The organism is Pseudomonas sp. 910_21 (assembly GCF_052850735.1).
The window spans coordinates 230408-248526 of sequence record NZ_VXCY01000009.1; the positions used below are offsets into that span (position 1 = coordinate 230408).

Consider the following 18119-nt stretch of genomic DNA (forward strand, 5'->3'; position numbering starts at 1 on the left):
GTGCCGAGCAACTATGATCCTGAAAGCCGGCTGTACTCCGGCGTCTGGGATGGCTCGTTCAAGTCCGCCTGGACCGATAACCCAGCCTGGATCTTCTACGATCTGCTGCTGCACTTCCGCTATGGCCTGGGCCACCTGCTGAACGAGGGCCAGGTGGACCGATGGGAGCTGTACCGCATCGGCCAGTAATGCGATCAGCTGGTGCCGGACGGGAAGGGCGGCCAAGAACCGCGGTTCACCTGCAATCTGTTCCTGCAGACCCGCTCCAACGCCCTGGACGTGCTGCAGGACTTGGCCACCACGTTCCGCGGCATGTCCTACTGGGCTGCCGGTTCGGTCATGGCTATTGCCGACATACCCGAGGACCCGGTTTACATACCGCAGCCGACGGGCTCGACACTTGGCGGCGTGTTGTGGGCGCATTACACGGTTAACCTCAATCCAAGCAAGGCATATGCCGCGCATATTCCATGGGACCGCGGCTGCGGCTTTGTGAGCCAGCTCGGCAGCAGTACCGTCTTCAGAGGCGCTGTTCATGAGGGCTGCTACGGGCAGCAGGGGTCAATTGTGCACTGCATGTGGAACTCGCCGGAAACTACGTACGACGGCGTTCACAGCACGACCCCCCAGGGGTTCATGTCGCTGCTTTCAGATCGCATGCCTTCTTGCTCGTACATAGACACTGCTGAATACCCATACCCCTTCAATCCGCAGTTGTAACTGCGACGTGTAAACACGCCCGCCTTGAGCGGGTTTTTTATTGCCTGGAGAAAAGTAATGCGTACATCACAACGCGGCATGAACTTGATCAAGTCGTTCGAAGGCCTGCGCCTGCAGGCCTACCAAGACAGTGTTGGCGTCTGGACCATTGGCTATGGAACAACGCGCGGTGTGAAGGCCTGCATGTCGATCAGCAAAGAGCGGCCGAGCGCATGCTGCTGAACGATGCGCAGCGCTTCGAGCCCGAGGTGCAGCGCCTGATTACGGTGCCTCTGAACCAGAACCAGTGGGACGCCCTGATGAGCTTCACCTACAACCTGGGAGCGGCGAACCTGGAGTCGTCGACGCTGCGTCGTCTGCTCAATGCTGGCGACTATGCTGCCGCGGCCGAGCAGTTCCCGCGCTGGAATAAGGCAGGAGGAAAGGTGCTTCCCGGCCTGACGCGCCGCCGGGAGGCCGAGCGAGCGTTGTTCCTGGAGGCTGCATGAAGGCCTTGAGCTGGTTGTTGCCAGCCCTGGCCCTGGTTCTGGGGGTCGCCCTGGGCGGTTGGAGCGCATGGGCGTGGCAGGCCAACGCTACGGTAAGGCTCTGGCCGAGAAGGCTCAGGCGTACAGCACGGATCGCGAGCAGGCTGCCACGGCGGTGATCAACTGGCAGGAAACCCAGCAGGACACGCGCCGGGCGCTGGAGGACCGCCTGCAGGCGAATGACAAAAACCACTACAAGGAATTACGCGATGCTCAATCGATCCAAGCTCGCCTGCGTGATCGGCTTGCTACTGCTGACCTGCGGTTGTCCGTCCTACTCAACACCGCCGCCACGGGTGGTGGCAGTGGGGTGTCAGCCACCGCCGGCACCTGCGGCGTGGTTCATGGAGAAACGCGAGCCGAACTTGACCCAGCGGCTGCTCAACGAATTGTCGCCATCACCGGTGACGGCGATCAAGGACTGATCGCCTTGGCCGCGTGTCAAGCGTATGTCAGAGAGGTTACGCACTGACCTACATTTTAAGCATGACCTCAATTCATGCTCCATCACTCTCCTATAAATGGCGTGCCAGGTTGTAACCTTTGTTGGGGCGTGCCTTTTAGAAAATTGGATACGCAGTTGTGATGGTTTTGCCGTCGAAAAAAGTTTGTAGCGGAATCGGTTTGTTAAAGACCAGACAGTATTTTTTGTCTACGGGAATGGGTGAGGAGGGGCCGCACCTACTATTTGCGTCGGCGTCGCAGTTATACGAGGTTGGTATAGGGTTTTTTTGATCGTACTTATGATTATAGGCATAATCAATACTCATTAGTACTTGGCTTGCTGTGCAGCTGTTTGGAAACATTGTCGAACTTGATTTGACTGCAGAGTTTGATCCATCATGAATAATGAAGTTGAACAGTTTGTATATTTGAGTGTTGTTGAGATTGAATATTAAGGGCGGTGGTAAGGGTGTTGGGGGTAATGAAGTAGGCGGTGGACTTGTTTTTGTAGTTGTAGTTGTTGTGATTTTTGTCATTGTTATCGTTGTTTCGGCAAGAATTGTACTGACGAATGTGGCATTTGCCGCTGAATGAAAGCCTTTTGCGATACCGGACTTCACTTCTCCGCAAAAAATATGTCCCTGATCTATTGGCGTCTTTGTAGATGGCAACACTACTTGTTTGGGAAGGCATGTGGTTGCTGCTAGCTTCGTGGTAGGTGGTGATGTGAAATTACTGCATGAGATGAGTGCCAGTGTCGATATGGAAATTAGAAGTAATTTTTGGGTTGCGCTCATCTTTATCATCCTTGATAACGAGTGTTTAATTTTTTCTGTGTTCGGAGGCTATGCAGGGTGCTAAAAGGCGATGTTGCGATTTCACTGTAGATCCTAGCACTCTACTTTCAAACGTGAGAGTTTGGTATTTCATGTAGAACTGACGAACGGAGTTTCTGGTTGGTGGCGGCTGTCGTTGCTCGCTAGTGATTATCCGCAGTTCATCATGTTGTCGCCGACGGCCTTGGCCAGCGGCACTATCAGCTCCGGCCCATGGTTGCGTACATTTCCTACTGCAGTGCTGACCCTGAACCACTCGAAGGCCTTGGCGACCTCGCCCTGGTGCAGGGCCATCTGTTCGGCGCGCTCCTTCGGCGTGGCCGGGTCGAGCCACTCCCGGGCCAGCTCAGGCGCAAGGACCACAGGTCGGCGGTCGTGAATATCGACCATGCCGCCGGCGCTGTCGGCGGTGATGATCACAAAGCCTTCGTGCTCCCCGTGGCCTTCGTCTGGATTCGGAAGTTGTCCGATCGAAGCGCAGAGAATCGGCGAGCCGTCCCGGTGCCGGATCAGGTAAGGCTGCTTCTTCGGGCCGCCTTCGTCCACCCATTCAAACCAGTTGTCTATTGGGCATAGGGCCCGGTGTGGCCAGATTTGCCGGAAGAACGGGCCGTGGGCCACGTTCTCGGCCCTGGCATTGATCGGTGGGGCTCGATCCTTGGCCCAGTGCGGCTTCCAGCCCCAGCGCACCGGGTCGGCGTAAAGCCTGCCAGCGGCGACATGGAACAGGGCCAGTTGCATGCTCGGTGCGCCGTTGTAGTGTCCCAGAGGCTGCTCGCCCAGGTTGTCGACCAGGGCCCCGGGCATGCTCAAGGCCGCCACGAAATCATGAATGCCACGGTACTGGGAAAGGCGCCCGCACATGGTCATGTCCTCAATGCCTGCTTCAACTGTAGATCAGGCACCGGACGCTTTCCTTGGCGGGGCAGCTCTACTGGGGCGTGTCTCCCAACAGCGCCGCTACGAAACGGTTGTGGAACACACCCTGTGGATCGCAGCTTCTGCGGTAGGAATCGAAGGCCTTGATTCTGGCACCGCGCCGCGTCGCCAGATCCTTGAGGAACGCCGGGTTGAACGGTGGCGAAAATGTTCCAACGGGGCGACTCGGGTCGTAGAAACCGAACATCTTGCCGGTGTGCGGCATTCCTCCCAGGGCCACCCAGGCGCGCTCGATGTCGGCGAAGAAGTGCAGCAGGAGCTGGGGGTATTCAGCCCCCGCGACGGCCGGTACGTAACCGATCAGGTCCAGATTGACGAAGGTCGCGTTGGGGGTTTCGGTGTAGGTTCCGGCCAGTACGCTGTCGCCGCCACGGACGAAGCGGAACTCCATGGGGGCAACCAGCAGGAAGTCGCTGGAACGCTTGAGGCGCTCCATGACCGCGTCAAGACCCTGCCAGGCCTTGCCCAGCCCTGAGTCATCGAGTGCCGGGAGTTCGATGAAATAAGACATGAAGATCACCCGCGACGCCCGGGTCAGCCACAAGTCGGAGTAGACAGCCGCAGCCTGATCGAAGAGCGTTTCGATGGTGAGGTAGCCCGCATCGATGATCGCGTTGGCCGCCGTTTTGTTTCCAAGATACTGCGCCGCAATCAGGGGCGGTTCGAGGATTGGCTCCATCGGTATCAAATAGGGCGCGCCGAAGATGTTTTCTTGCGCCAGGGCGCAGGCATCGGGAACGCTTGCCTTCAGGTTCGGAATCTTCGTCGCTGGGGACGAAACCAGGTCCCACCACAGGATGAGGAAGTGGTGGGTGTACGGATTGACGAAGGACTCAACGCGGTCATGGCTCGCGAGCAGGGTCTTGAATTGGGCAATGAACGCCTGCTGATCGTTACAGGTGATGTTGCCCTCCTTGCCCGATTTCAAGGTCGTGGCCCAGGGGCGTGGCATCACCTCCACGGTGACCGAGGTGACGATTCCCAGGGCCCCCAGAGAGACGCGGGCGAACTGCAGGGGCGACCAGCCATCCACCGCTGGGGTCTGTGTGTCGAGGGTCCTTACCTGGCCATCCGGGCCCATGATGCTGAACGCCGAGACCGTTTCCGCGAAGATCGGCGCGTTGATGGTGGCACCGTGCACGTCCACCGCGGTCATCCCACCAAGGCTGAAAAAACCGCCGGCGGTCACGGTCTTGAGCATCATGTCGTGGCCCGTCAGAAACGCATCCAGTGCATCCTCGCGTACACCCGTGTTCACCGTGACCTTGGTTTCGGAGGGGTGCAGCACGATGGACTGATTGCCCTCGGGCCCCAGGTCCTTGTAGCAGGAGAGGTCGATCAGCCAGCGCGCCGGGTTCGGCGCGAGGCGATTGTCTTCGGCCACCAGGGCCGGCTGCGCGTGCCGCTGGCCGGAAACGCGGACAGTCGCGCCAGCCAGTACGGCTTGACTGACGATGGCCTGGAGTTCAACCAGGTTCGTCGGCGAGAAGTAATATTCCCCATCGATCGACATTGTATGAACGATGTTCTGAGCCCAGTTCCTCCACGGCAGAGGCTGGACCTTGAAGTCCAGGGTCGTTCCTGTCACTTCGTAAGCTGCCAGCCTGCCGTTATCTGCCGACTGCACCAGGGGCGTCCCTCGACTACTTGTTCCAAGCACTGCACAAACATAAGGGGCCACCCCGATCGCATCGGCTGGAACTCCGAGCGACGAAAGTGCCGGGCTTACCTTGTACAGGCCGTTGTTGAAGTTGCCGCTGTTCCAGGCTGAGGTATGCCAGCTTCCCTTCGAATCAAACCACTGAATCGAAAAGTTCATGATGAAGATGCCATTGTTAAGGCAGCCAATGCGCTCGACTTTTCTCATGGTGATGTCCAGTTGGGTGGTGGCGGCATGAAACATGCGGTCGATGAAATGCGCTGGCGCCAACCCTCCATGGAGCATTGGCGCCAGGCATCATCGGGACAAGGGTTGCGGTCTACTCGATCAAGTTGATTGCAAAGCCAATGAACGTGGTACCGACAGCGTCATAGGTGGCGATCTGACCGTTAGCCGCGAACGCGACAAACGGCGTTCCCTGACCGGAAGTCCCGGCTACTGCGTGTCCATAGACCGTGACCGCCAGCGCATTGGCCGGAACCCCAATGGTGTTCAGATCGGGAGTTGTCCGCGAGGTCGCCACGGGATAGTTGCCGCTATTCCATTCGGAAGTCACCCACCTGCCGTCGCTGCCCAGCCATTGGACCGAGAAGTTGAATACGTAGCCGCCTTTGTTGTTAACGGTGATTTTCTGGACCGGTCTCATAGTAATCTCCTGTTAGGGTAAAAATTTTCAATCAAGATAATTCGATATCCACCATTGGCGGGTGGATGCCTTGTTTCTTGTTCGACAAGTGTTGAACTAGGGATGTATAAAGCAATTATTCTTGTCTGCTTTCCTTAGTGCCGTTGAATGGCATGTGGGTTGTGTGGCATGCCAATCGATGCTGCTTGATGCTGGGTCTGTTTTCGTGGGTTGGGGTGAGGTTTGTTGAAACAATTGCAACAGCTGTTGCGGGCCAAATATCACAGCAGGAACGAGCGTTGTTGCCGATAGGGTGATTCAATTTTATGTAAAGGTTGAATGGCGGTTGCTGCGCTTTGGCTACTTAAACTGTAGCAAGCATATTTTTAATGTGGGTGTAGTTTTGAGTTGGGTTTAATAGTTGTCCCTATTAAACGGGGCATTCGGGAATACGATAAAAACAGGATGTTTTTAGCAATCAAGCTGTTGATGGTTATAGAGGGTGGGCCTCTCTACTGCTAGACGTCTTGCGGGGCGTAACTACCTGGCGGTGATCAATTCGGCATGCACTATCCCCGAGCAGAAGGATGGCTGGCGGGGCAGAGCGCGAACCTGCACCTGAAGCAGCGGGCGCGACAGGCTTGCAGCGCGTCAGTGCGCCGTTGCACGGTTGATGCAGATGCACCACCTGCAGGATAGGGACCGCAAGCACGGCATCCAGGGTGGATGCGGGCGCGAGATCCGGGGTGCTGATTGGCGGCACAAAAGGGTAAAGCCGGGCTCACTGCTGAACCGGGGCCTGGTTCGTGCCGCAGGGGATTGGCCGAGGAGAATCGGCCCGTTATTGCGGAGGTGCAGAGCCGCCAATGAATTTTTCAGTACCAGGCTGGTGGGCACCGTATTCGACGACGTACCACCCACCAAGACGTCTAGCCTGCGCTTCGGCGGTAGGTTTATCTGCGTAGATATCGATGAATTGCCATGATCCGGGAACGTCCCTCATCACTGCCCAGCCGAGTACCCAGCCGTTGTTGTCTGGGTCAGCGGGAAGGTTTTTCCTGAGGCTTCTGATTGACATCACTGCTCCTTGTCTTTGAGAGGGGCAACACGTTACTGCTGATGCCGGGCAAGGTGGTAGTGGCATTGGTCTTGATATTGCCAATATCGATGCCGAGCTTCAGGGGGGATACGGCAGAAGCCGGTGGGACACCTGCCTTCAGCGCTCGCTCAGCGTGCTCTCTCAATTCCTTCTGGTAAGAAGGGATAACTGAAGAGAGTTAGTTGCCCCTGGAAATGCTGGCGGGCAGTGAAATAGGTTCAGGTTGCAGGTGTCCGGTTTTATTAGGCCACTACAGTGGACGTTGCGATTGCAACCTTGCTAATTTCCCTGACCGGTCTAAGGTCTATCTCAGTTCTTACTTCAGCGTGCCAGGAGGCATTCAGTGCAGGGTAGGAATCGGCCACGTTTCACAGTTATATCTAGCAAATTCCCATTGGGAGGGATACCAATGAAAAAACTACCAGCCTGTTTGATTTCACTTGCCTCGGCGCTGAGTCTATCTGTTCTTTCTAGTTATGCTCTAGCGGATGTATACCTTTGTACATCCGATCCTTGTAATACTTGGGAGCCGACTCCACTCACAGAAGATCAACGTAATATAAAGTCTCCAGATAGTAATAAAACCACTATTAAGGCGACCCTGGAGAATTCAGTAAAGACAGAAATTTCCAGTGCTTACAAGACTAAGGATCCGAAAGGTAAAAATCTCTACCTCAAGAAAGACCTATGGCATAAAGGGGGTTCAGTTCCTTTTTCGGAGGATGTGCATGTGACTGTTTATATTTATGATAAACCCACCAGCGCGAGGCCCTCTAAGTCATGCCACGCTTTCTCATATAAGAAGCAGGGCAACAAGAACTACTTCGGTACCTGTCAATAGACGTAGTTATCTCGAAGCCGGAGCGCTCAGCAGATTCCGGTCCTGGGGAAGTGTTGTCGCCCACAACGCTTGCTTGGCGCCTATGGTTGATCTTGGCAGTGTTGCTAGTGGCAACCGTGGAGCGTTAATCGAATTCATCCACTACCTCTACTACCTCGGCTGCTCAGTAGTTGCTGTAGGCTGCTCAGCGCCGATCCGCTCGAGCAACGCCCTCTCCTTGGCGCGTTTCTGCTGTTGCAATTCCGCGTTGGTCTTGGCCATGGCCTAGCTCTTCGATGCCGCTGGCCGGTATCGTCGACCAGGTTTGTCGGTGGCTCGGATGTGAGTACGACGCTGGCGTTGAGTGAAGGCTCAGCCGGCGCGCGACAGATCGTTATGCAGTAGGTCTGACACAGAAGGCCAGGTACACCGGGCCGAATGGGAAGGTGCTGACTTCCAATTCATCTAGGGGGTTGAGCGTGCGCGTGCGGCCCCCTGCGTTGCTGTAGATCATGTGGCTGCTCGACACCGCGATGTTGATCTTGCCGGCGGCGGCCTGGATTAGCGTGGCCTTGAACCCTTCAGTCACATCGTCACCGATTCCGGCGACCGGGGACTGATCGCGCTGCGGGCCTGCCAAGCGTATGTTCGGGAAATTCAAAAAGAATAAAATTCAGCTGAAAATCCGCTTTAAGAAGAATGACGCTTTCGCCTACATTTATGGGCGTAAAAATTAGCATGCCGGGTACGAGCGCTCTGAGTCGGGTGTTCTGGACCGAATCCAGTTAACTGGAATTTGTGGCGGAAAATCCCGTTATCGGTATCACCGACGACGGAGACCGAGGAATGATCGCGCTGGCTGCGTGTCAAGCGTATGCAATGGATGTTTCTGAAAATTGGGGTTTTTACAAGTATTGAATTCTTTAAATGTCAGCGCTTAGGGGGGGGCGACTTAGTGCTGCGAGTGTGGCGTATGTACTAAATAGACTTTCGTAATAGGTGAACAGTACTAGGGCTCTCGCCCAATTTGTGTTGGGCGAGAGTCTTGCTGCCTAATAGTCGTCCAGTTTATTCGATGTTGAGTGTTGGATCCCATATGCAGCATCCAACGACTTTGTTAAATCTGTCGACGATAATAAAGGACCATGTGTATAATACGGTACCTCTTGCTTCTGCAGTAGCCTCCCATGAATTTATAGTGATCATCTGTGGGATTGGTGGTCCGTTTGGATTATTGGGATTAAGCGATGATACGTTGTCAGTGATTGGCGTTAGTCTAGGCTGGGTAATAATTCCAGGGGGGGTGGAACTAAGGATATTGAATTTATCTAATATCACCGCAGTGCCGAGGTTCCTTGAGATGTCTGTTGCGCGCCATCGAATGACATCGCCAACTCCTACTGGGAGATATAGGTCGCCTGTTCCTTGATGTCGAAGTCCATTGCTAAACTTGGCAGTCATGTGGATTGTTTTTTGGGCTAAATCATAGCTCAGCGCAGTTGGTTGGTTGCGGTTAGTGCTGATGTCCGGGTGTCCCTTTTCGTTGTAGTATTGAATAATGGTGTCTACATCTATCACGGTTAGTACATCAACAATAATTCCCATTATGACTTTCCTTTGTCTGGGTTAGAGGGGTGCAATGAATTAAATGCTCGGCGGATTGGCTTTTGTTAAGCAGTTTTCGAGTTGACTATAGGTCCAAGGTTTGGGGAGTCAAATAATTATCTTAAATATTTGTAGACAAGAGATGAGCGGTAGCCCAGCATGGGTTGAATAGGTGTTTTTTTTATTGCAAAGGGTTGTATTTTGTTATTTCAATATTCAGTTTTGGCTTAAAGGTACGGTGCGGAGTTTTGGACTTTGTCAGCTCTGATATTGCTATCAATACACATAAACTCGCAAATGGTGCACTTACCCACGGGGCGATCAATTCAGCATACAGCCCTGAATATTCCAATATCCTCGAACGGCCTGCCTTGCTACGTCACCATTTGTTCACATTCGCGCGCCTCGACAAAGCTGAAGGGGGGTCTGGACGAGATCAATCAACGATGGGGCAGGAGAACGCTTCGTTCGGCCAGCGTGCCGAGCAATCCGGACTGGGGGATGCGGCGCGAAATGATGAGTCAGAGCTACACGACTAGGCTAGATCTGATGTGGAAACATGCATTTGAGTGGGAGATGTTCGGTCGGCAGGACGCTGGAGGGTGGTAACATCAGCTTTCATCAGGGCTTGAATGCAAGCCAGCGCTGAGAAAAAAGTACAGCAGGAAGTACATCTGAATAGCGTCGCTTTAGGTTTGGCCAGTAAACGTTGATGTTTTTGCGCTGAATTAGACTCCGGCTTCGGGCACCATCTATTTCAAGGGCTTGCACGGTTTTTTTGAGTGAGCCTTATCCTGAACTGCTCCGCAATTTCAAATACTGCTCCGCAATTCACTTTGTAGGCGTGACCTTTTTGCCTATCCGTTTGCGGATGTAGTTCTCTGTCATCACCACCGTGGTGTGCCCGAGCTGATCTCTTGCTTGCAAGTATGTCGCCACTGGATTCCGCTTTGTCGGTGCCGGCCTTCGCTCGCAAATCTCGCATCTGAAAATCAGCTTTTTCAACTCCTGCCACCTGGCGCGCCGCATCAAACCTTCCCCGCAGCATACTGGTGGTCATTGGCTGTCCATCCTCCATCACTACAAGCCGAGTAGATCTCACTCTGTAGCCCGCTTTCCTGGCCGCAATGCGGTCAATCACGACCCTTAGTTCCCCAATGGTCTCAATCCTGCGCCTGGCTCCGGTCTTGCTCTGGGCAACAGCAAGTTTTCCATCCTTGATGTCCCGCTCATCCATTTTCAGCGTATCGGCGATTCGCTGTGCGGTTAGATAGAAGAGATCCAGGGCGTCTTTGAGCGGCTGATCACTCTTCGCGTAGACAGCCGCGAACATTTCATCTTCGACGTATACGTCACGACCGGTCTCCTTGTGCCCCTTTACCCCGGCACAGGGGGTGGCCAGCGCGGTGTATCCGCACTCGGGTGTAAAGTTCCAGATAGCGCTGAGCAGCGCCTTTTCCCTGTTCGCCCGAACAGGCGCGGTCTTTCCTCGTTCCCGTAGGTATTGCCGCACATGTTGCGGCTCAATATCCTCGAGCGACGCCGGTGGGTCATTGAAGAAATCGAGTAGGTTTTTCAGCTCGCGCTTGTTGTCCTTCTGGGTGGCGGCTGACTTGGTTGGGACGACCTCGCTCATGTAGAGGTCGGACACATAGGCAACGGTCAGCACTGATTGTGCCAGAGCTGACGCGGTTCTTGTTTGCTCGAGCTTGGCATACTCCATGATGGCCAGACCGTAATCAGTCCCCAGGGAAATCTCCTTTCGTGGCTTGCCTCCAGTGTCGTAGAGGTAGTAGATCTTGTCCCCGCGCTTGCGAAGTCTCAGGCGAGGGATGCTCCCGGGAAGTGTCGGTTTTCTGCCCATCATCGAGCCTTACGCGGTTGTCACTTGGCACGCCCTGTCGTTAGCTCCACTTTCCCCGCGATCAGTGCTGCGGTGGTGACGCAGGGCCAACCGTTACGCTTGATTGTGTGCCTGATTCCGTTTTTGCACAGCACAGCAATCTGGTTGGCTTTTGTTTTTGCGCCAGTCAGCTCACACGCTTCGTCATGACTCAAAAATTCAATAATACTCATGCAGATATCCATGCCGCGCGTGGCGGCAGAAAGTAGTTATTCGGCCTGTAGCTGGTAGTAGGTGGTGTACCGGCGCCGCGGATAGGCTTTCCGATTGTTGAGGGGGGGGCAGATGGCGCTGATCGCCGCCGGCGTTGCGCCGTGGCAGGGTTGCAGCGTTCGTCCGGCCTAGTCCTTCATCCAAGTCCTGGGCTCTCGGGTCGGGTGGACTCTTCTGGACCAGTCCTGTCGGAGTGTGACCAGTCCGCTGAGTTTTACGACTCAGCTGGCTTGGGCCGTGACGGTTTTGTTGAACTTAGGTAACTTGGCATTTTCCCTTCACGGATGACGGATTCATGCCAAGAACGAATCGTATTGCAAAAAATGCCCTGAGCATCTCGCTGCTGGGCCTACTAGTCACTAGCACATTGGCCTTGGCGGAAACTCAAAAGGTGACCGATCTGTTACGCAGTGGCTATGAGATCAAAGCCGCCTACCAGTCGCCAGCAAGAGTCGGCACGGTTCACTTTCTAATCTTGCAAAAAGGCTCGTCTGCGTTCCAATGTATGAGCTACGGCTCCGAATTAAGGCCGAAATTCTTCGACTATTCCAACACCTACTCTTGCGCAGAAGTTCAGGATCTGATTCCCGTCCAGCCTAACCTTGGGCAATGAACCAAAAGTGCATTTACGGTTATGGGTAACGCTGGATTTTGTCTAGGCCGCGCAGGTTCGGCAACGTCATTCATGGCCTTGGCCCCGTGTAGATCAGGTAGAGCATGTAGAGGGCGGGGAGGATCATGGCTGCGCCTCCCGGCGGCCCACCAACAGACCGGGCCATCGTTGGTGTCATGGATAGCCAAGCAGAACCAGCCTTCGCCTTCAGGCTTGCCCGGCTCCCAGTAGCCGCAGTGCGGCTCATCGGACTGGAAGTAGCGATCTGCGACCTCTTCCGGTGCGTCTGCCTCCAGGCTGATCATGACGAGCTTCAGGCCCTGCTGTGCGACCCAAGCCTTGCACTTTTCGCCGTCGCCCTCGTCGAAGTCCGGCAGCTCGGGTGCTGGAACATTCCGTATTCGTCGCGAACGACCGGTGCTGCTTGGATCAGTTTGATTTCTTCAGGCATGACTTCGTCCTTGGCCGCTATAGCGGCTGACTTTGAAGGGGGAGGGAGGTATCGTCCGACCCGAACACGCAGGAGCTGCGATGTGGTCTTGCGATCTCTATCACTCAATATTAAGGATTGATCTAGTGCCGAGCTCTGTGATTATTAAGAGAAAGGTATTGTTCGGCGATTGTGATCCGGAGGGGATAGTCTATACACCTAGGTTTTCGTACTTCGTTGTTGAGGCTGTTCATGATGCACTTACAGTGTGGCTCTCCGGCCCCGGATTAAGAACTCTGCTGGGTTTTAATCTACTGCCTCCAGCGAGGGCTTTCTCTCTAGAGTTTCTTCGCCCAGTCACTTGGGATGATGAGCTTTCGATGAAAGTGAGTGTTTCCAGTGTTGGACTTCACTCGTTCACATTTGAAGTCGAGGGGCATGTAGCGCCAGGTGTCATAGCATTTACTTCTAGTCTTACGCACGTTTGCGTCTCGCCGGTTACCAGAGAAGTTATTGAGGTTCCTGAGCAACTGAGGGCGCTACTCCTGTCTTGAGAGTTGTAGTTGCTTGGACAGGGCGCAGCGTATCGAAGTTTGGCTCGCCGGTAATGACCAGCTTCGTCACTGTCGAGCTCTCAATCTTCAGCGCTGGCGGCCCAGCTGCGTCGTGACAGTTCGCGATCATTGTCGTTGAAGGTCAGCTCGTCTATGCGCTGATCTCTTTCGTTCAGATCTGACTGAAGGGCGGGGGCAGTCCATTCATCCTAGTTGAAAATTTCAAGTTCGCCTGATTTCTGAAGCTTCTCTCCAATAAAAATCGCTCCACTTTTTGTAATGTGAGAGACATCAGAGAATATTGGATCACCGGTATTTGAAAAAACAGAGCATGTTTTTTTGTTCCAGTTACAGATGTATTTTCCAATGTCTAGGATTTGCGCCCCGTGAGCTTGATCCATAAGCTTGGCTCTCTTGCTTTCAAGATTTGAGGTTCGAGAGGCGAAAGCTATTTTTTCTGGGATGACATCTTTCCAACGAGATAGAAGCATTACGTCAATGCCCCCTTTACCTTGAGCTTTTGAAGGTATGATGATTAGTTTGGCGTTTCGGTTTGATGTCGTCAGTGCATGTATGGTGTTTTGTATTTGATCTATTCCATAGTCTGTCCAGGATGAGGCTATTACTATAATGTCGGCCGATGAAATGCGTATGTCATTTAAGATGTTATTTTGCCTTTCTCGACACTCTTTTTTTTGCATGGTATCAGTGGGAATGTTGTCGTAAAACTCTGTATTTATGGGTATTACCGCTTGGCATGAAACTGGTATTAAAATTGTGGAGATGTCCAGTTTTTCAGGGGTTGTTTCTTCTATTATATTCAAAAAGTCAGCAGCTTGACTGTCTCCAATAATCAGTACTCGTTTTCTGTGGTTGTTTGAAAATTTTTTCCCTTCAAGCTTGTTGAAGCGATTCCATACATATGCACGATGTTGCTCTATTGGCGTTTTGAGTAGCTGCTGAGTAGCATCTGAGAACCGTTGTGGCAGACCGCTGGAGGAGTAAATTAAGCCTCCAATAATTGCAAGTGGTGCCAGTAATGCGCAGAAAGATATGAGGCCTGCCTTAATGCGGCCATGCTGCTTTAAGTATTCGATGTGTCTAAATGGTGTTTCTACATATTGATATAGTAATTTTGCGATAATTAATGTTGCAGATAGCAAGGCTCCAATTTCCAGTAGTGATAGCGGAGCCTGACTTACTCTTATGGACTTGTAAAAAACAACGATTGGCCAGTGCACCAAATATGCAGAATAGCTAATTTTTCCAATAGCAACAAAAGCTCCTGAGCTGAGAATTTTTGAAGTTATCGGAGCGTCATTGCAATATATTAGTAACGCCGCCCCTATACATATTGGTAATGTGGCGATTCCTGGGAAACTCATCTGGCTTGAGTAAAGAAAGCTTGGGGCTAAGATTAGCAATGTTCCTATAGCAGCCACGACTTCCTTATTTTTTTGATTTAAATAGTCTTTGTTTATAAATACAAGAATTGCGCCAAAAGTAAACTCGAAAAATCGAAACGGAGACAGGAAGAAAGCGGCATTTCTGCTAAAGCTTAATGCGATCTCTGCGGAGATTAAAGAGATTAATGCAAAAACTATTATTGAAATTATGGCCTTTGATTGATTTAAGAGTCGCCCAGTAAAAAATAAAAGCAGTGGAAAGAATATGTAGAATTGTTCTTCAACTCCAAGCGACCATGTGTGTAGTAGCGGTTTGCTAATGGCGTCTGAGTCGAAATATCCTGACTGAAAATAGAAGTAAATATTTGAAATGAATAATGATGAGGAAAGGAGCGAGCCACCGAATTCTTTATAATTTTCAGGAGGGGTGATTGCAGTCGCACATAAAATCGTAAGCAGCGACACTGCTATCAATGCGGGGAATATTCGCCTGGCTCTCCTGAAGTAAAATTTTCTAAAAGAGAATTTTTCAGAGTGCAAGTCTTGGCATATGATACTTGTTATTAGGTATCCGCTGATTACAAAGAATACATCAACTCCTACAAAACCACCTTTAAGGTGCGGAAAGTCAAAGTGATAAAGTAATACAAGACCTACGGCTATAGCGCGGATTCCGTCAATTTCTGGAGAGTACTTTAAGGCTTTTATTTTCCAGCTTTTACAGGGGGCAGCTCTTTTTAAATGGTCGGCACTTAGTTCTCTTGTTCTTATGGTTGTGTGAAGGAGGATGAATAGTATAAGGAGTGTTGCTGTTGGCAATATTATATAAAGTGGCGGATCAAAGCTAACGGAGAGCCTGTAGGCCATCTCTGATGGGGTGGTGCTTGAGTTTTGTTTCGTCTGGGAGAGATAGATATCTCTCCCCCAGTAAGACCATTTTCCCCCTCCATTTTCGCTTATGTCGTCATGAAGTGCTCCTCCGCGTCCTATCGGCCTGCCATTTTCGAATAAAATGCCATCCTTAAAAATGCTTTTTTGATTCTCTGGCGCGGAAAATATTGTAATCCAGAAAGGTACGGCTGCAATATAAGCGTTGCGATCTTGGTGTTTTATATTATTTAAGTCTACTGATGCTGTTGGACGTGCCACATATATAGCGAGTAGGGCGATCAATAATATAGAAGATGCTTTTGCGAATAAACGTATCATTCTACACCAGGGTTTGGTTTAAGTTTTTAGAGTGTGCAGTATGAGTCTGAAACTTAAATCTATCACGTCATCATCCTTGTGACATATCTTGATTTGGTGACTTTTCAATATAACGAACTAGGGGTTATCGGTCTAGATGCCTTGATCATCGAATCTGCAGCGGTACAAGCCTTCTGGCGCTGAAATGAGGCCTGAGAACTGGTAAGCGATGTGTAGAGTCGCAGCGGTGACCGACTCATCGCCAATTCTGTTCGGCAGGACGCCGGGATATATTATGCCTTGGCGCTCATCAGGATTTGGATGCCATCCAGCGCCGAAAAAATAGTAAAGCAGGAAATACATCTGAATTGCGCCAGTCCAGTTTTTCCTATCAAACATTGACGTTTTTGGCTTAATTAGACTCCGGCTTCGGGACCCATCTACTTCAAGAGCTTAGGCGTGTTTCCTCGCTTCTTAGGCAGAAAGCAAGTTGTCGCAATCCTCTATGTAGCCGCAATCTACTTTGTTGGCTAGACCTCTTATAGACAAAGGCATTGGTGTTTGGAGCAGCAAGCGGGTGTGCGACGATTTCATGGGCTACTAAAATCGGCTTCGAGAAAGGTATGACCGAAATCGGCTGCCTGGCTTACGCTCCTGCCGCCGCAGTGGGAGAGCAAGATTGATGACGTGCTGCCACATAAGTGGCAGCTGGTCTAGTTACACAAGGGTTGAATCCTGAACGCATACCAATATTTACACTGACTGTGAAACGGCCACATTGTCATGGATTATTTCAAATCTTGCTGGGAAGTGACTCTCCTCAATCAATACACCTTTTTCTTCTAGGTTTCTGATATTGGTTATATCAAAAATTCGAACGTCAAATCGAAGTCCATGATTAGTGACGAACCTTGTTTCTGCCGAGTTTATTGCTGAATTGAGTGGCCAGCCACCGTCTAAAAAACCTTCAGATTGAGACGGGTTTTCTCCCCAGTTACTCATGACTCTTGCAATACTACCAAGCGGAGAGTCATGTCGCACATGATTAGTCCGAGCTCTATAGTTGGCAGTGCCATAAAGCTCGGCACGAACTGTACTTCTACCCGAAGCAATCACTCTCTCCATAATGTAATCAACTCGATACCTTCTGTTTGCAGGGACCGAAATCGAAAACGGGTCAACGGTCCAGCTCCTCTGCGTTGTCCTTGTGACGGTATTTTGAGTGGACATATTGTATTCAACGCTAAAGTTGTGAGTAATTCCTCCGCTGGCAAATAGTACATCTACAGATGCAGTAGTCTCTACTCCATAAGTAAACACCCATCCACTTGAGTTTGTGGTTGATGTTTCGCTTGTCTCTACATAGCTGAAGCCGGGCACAGGGAGAGATATTTCATGCGACAAATCATTGCTCATGATGTTTTGCGTAACAGTTAATATTTCGACTGATCCAGCGACTGATGCGGGAATGCTCTGTCCTGACAGTTTGGCATCATCAACTCGATGCCCCAGATAATCAAGGGGGGTGTTTGCAGTACCGGGCCGCTGGGTATGTGTTGCATAATTTACCAACATGGTTCTGAGCATGGTGTCTAAATCCACCCCAGATCGTGCACTTGTATCAACACTATCCTTTTTCATTTTTTTAGCGTCCTTTGATTATGAATTCTCCATAGAATTTAACGCTAGCAGATTGGTTTTCGGTGTCAATATTGTGGAGGGCACGACATCCGCTCAACTACGCCATCAACATTCGTCCAGCCTGACACTGTAGTTTGAAAGATTTATCCCTCTTGGTCCTTTAAATGGGGGCCAAGGTATGTGGTTGGAGGTATTTTCCTTCCAAGCACAGAATTTTCATCTTCGGCTTGGCTTCAGCATCTTCGTCGAACTTAAGGCTTACGCCGTCGGACACTAGTGGTTTTTATGCAAAAGCATTTAGACATCTAAGCGATAAAGTCCGGTAATACGTAGCCCTGATCCCAGCGCTTAAAGCGATGGCGTAAGCGGTGTTGCCCGTATGGTTATCTGTACAGCCCTCAGTCTCCATTGACGGTGCATGTCGGCCTGGCCGAGCGCCGGCAATGGATCGGGCATTTATTCCTTCAGTAAACCTGCCGATGATCAGCCGCTGTTCACCATGCCACCACCTGTGGCCTTGGTCAGTGACTCTATTGGTTCCGAGCTTTGATTGCTTCTGCTTGGTGCGCTCTTTTGGCGTTGTCGGGTCTGGCGCCAGGACCATCGACTGGCGCTGATGATCCGGGAGAAGTCCAATTGAGCTGCAGAATATTGCAGGTTGCCGCGGTATCGAATAAGACAGTGTTGTTTCTTGGGCCTACCCTCATTGATCCATTCAAACAAGCTATCGATTGGGGGGACCGTCCGGTTTGCCCAGATTTTGCGGAAGAAATGCCCGGGGATGACCTTATCGACGCGAGCATTGCCCCGGGATTGGTCATCAACTCCTCTGGGCGATCGTTGCACGCAAGGGCGTCCCGAAGGAGAATGGCGGGCTTCTAATCACCGTCACCAGG

The 18119-nt window shown here is 51.7% G+C and carries 13 protein-coding genes and 6 pseudogenes; 7 read left to right on the forward strand and 12 right to left on the reverse strand.

All coding sequences use genetic code 11. The features are described 5' to 3' along the window. From FW796_RS26230 to FW796_RS26245, 4 genes and pseudogenes are all read left to right on the forward strand, one after another. Positions 1-189 carry a hypothetical protein gene (locus tag FW796_RS26230; RefSeq protein ID WP_446440331.1) on the forward strand — a complete coding sequence of 63 codons (189 nt, stop codon included), beginning with the start codon at positions 1-3 and terminating at the stop codon, positions 187-189. A gap of 12 nt (positions 190-201) precedes the next feature. Beyond that, positions 202-720, forward strand: coding sequence for a hypothetical protein (locus tag FW796_RS26235; protein WP_446440332.1), 519 nt, complete (start codon positions 202-204; stop codon positions 718-720). 78 nt (positions 721-798) lie between these two features. Then, a pseudogene (locus tag FW796_RS26240) lies at positions 799-1208 on the forward strand (lysozyme). Then, positions 1205-1719, forward strand: a pseudogene (locus FW796_RS26245) (lysis system i-spanin subunit Rz). The pseudogenes FW796_RS26240 and FW796_RS26245 overlap by 4 nt, the downstream one beginning before the upstream one ends. Positions 1720-1807: 88 nt before the next feature. Here FW796_RS26245 and FW796_RS26250 read toward each other — a convergent pair. From FW796_RS26250 to FW796_RS26280, 7 genes and pseudogenes are all read right to left on the reverse strand, one after another. Next, on the reverse strand, positions 1808-2497 hold the full coding sequence (locus FW796_RS26250) for an EndoU domain-containing protein (RefSeq protein WP_446440333.1): 690 nt from the start codon (positions 2495-2497) through the stop codon (positions 1808-1810). 180 nt (positions 2498-2677) lie between these two features. Continuing rightward, positions 2678-3391: an SOS response-associated peptidase family protein gene (locus FW796_RS26255; RefSeq protein ID WP_446440334.1), complete on the reverse strand. Its 714-nt coding sequence runs from the start codon at positions 3389-3391 to the stop codon at positions 2678-2680. 67 nt (positions 3392-3458) lie between these two features. Next, positions 3459-5333, reverse strand: a complete 1875-nt coding sequence (locus FW796_RS26260; protein ID WP_446440335.1) for a D-arabinono-1,4-lactone oxidase — start codon at positions 5331-5333, stop codon at positions 3459-3461. 112 nt (positions 5334-5445) lie between these two features. Next, a complete protein-coding gene (locus FW796_RS26265; protein ID WP_015636211.1) occupies positions 5446-5772 on the reverse strand; it encodes a hypothetical protein in 327 nt (108 codons plus the stop codon). 820 nt (positions 5773-6592) lie between these two features. Further along, positions 6593-6829, reverse strand: a complete 237-nt coding sequence (locus FW796_RS26270) for a hypothetical protein (RefSeq protein WP_041752391.1) — start codon at positions 6827-6829, stop codon at positions 6593-6595. A 1235-nt stretch (positions 6830-8064) separates the two neighbouring features. Then, positions 8065-8271: pseudogene (locus tag FW796_RS26275) on the reverse strand (hypothetical protein); the annotation flags it as partial. A 467-nt stretch (positions 8272-8738) separates the two neighbouring features. Then, positions 8739-9275, reverse strand: a complete 537-nt coding sequence (locus FW796_RS26280) for an AidA/PixA family protein (RefSeq protein ID WP_346635462.1) — start codon at positions 9273-9275, stop codon at positions 8739-8741. A gap of 411 nt (positions 9276-9686) precedes the next feature. On the opposite strand from FW796_RS26280, the pseudogene FW796_RS26285 reads away from it, so the two are divergent. Further along, positions 9687-9884 (forward strand): annotated as a pseudogene (locus FW796_RS26285) (DUF4113 domain-containing protein); the annotation flags it as partial. Positions 9885-10106: 222 nt separating this feature from the next. On the opposite strand, the pseudogene FW796_RS26290 reads toward FW796_RS26285, so the two are convergent. Then, positions 10107-11139, reverse strand: a pseudogene (locus FW796_RS26290) (tyrosine-type recombinase/integrase). Positions 11140-11159: 20 nt separating this feature from the next. Beyond that, positions 11160-11351 carry a DUF4224 domain-containing protein gene (locus FW796_RS26295; RefSeq protein ID WP_446440336.1) on the reverse strand — a complete coding sequence of 64 codons (192 nt, stop codon included), beginning with the start codon at positions 11349-11351 and terminating at the stop codon, positions 11160-11162. 335 nt (positions 11352-11686) lie between these two features. Between FW796_RS26295 and FW796_RS26300 the strand changes: the two genes are divergently transcribed. Further along, positions 11687-12004, forward strand: coding sequence for a hypothetical protein (locus FW796_RS26300; protein WP_346635460.1), 318 nt, complete (start codon positions 11687-11689; stop codon positions 12002-12004). A gap of 143 nt (positions 12005-12147) precedes the next feature. Here FW796_RS26300 and FW796_RS26305 read toward each other — a convergent pair. Next, positions 12148-12455 (reverse strand): annotated as a pseudogene (locus FW796_RS26305) (hypothetical protein); the annotation flags it as partial. Positions 12456-12580: 125 nt separating this feature from the next. Here FW796_RS26305 and FW796_RS26310 point away from each other — a divergent pair. Further along, positions 12581-12988 carry an acyl-CoA thioesterase gene (locus FW796_RS26310; RefSeq protein ID WP_346635459.1) on the forward strand — a complete coding sequence of 136 codons (408 nt, stop codon included), beginning with the start codon at positions 12581-12583 and terminating at the stop codon, positions 12986-12988. A gap of 209 nt (positions 12989-13197) precedes the next feature. On the opposite strand, the gene FW796_RS26315 is transcribed toward FW796_RS26310, so the two are convergent. Beyond that, positions 13198-15603, reverse strand: a complete 2406-nt coding sequence (locus tag FW796_RS26315) for an acyltransferase family protein (protein WP_446440337.1) — start codon at positions 15601-15603, stop codon at positions 13198-13200. A 732-nt stretch (positions 15604-16335) separates the two neighbouring features. After that, a complete protein-coding gene (locus FW796_RS26320; RefSeq protein ID WP_346635457.1) occupies positions 16336-17223 on the reverse strand; it encodes an ETX/MTX2 family pore-forming toxin in 888 nt (295 codons plus the stop codon). Between the last annotated feature and the right edge of the window lie 896 nt (positions 17224-18119).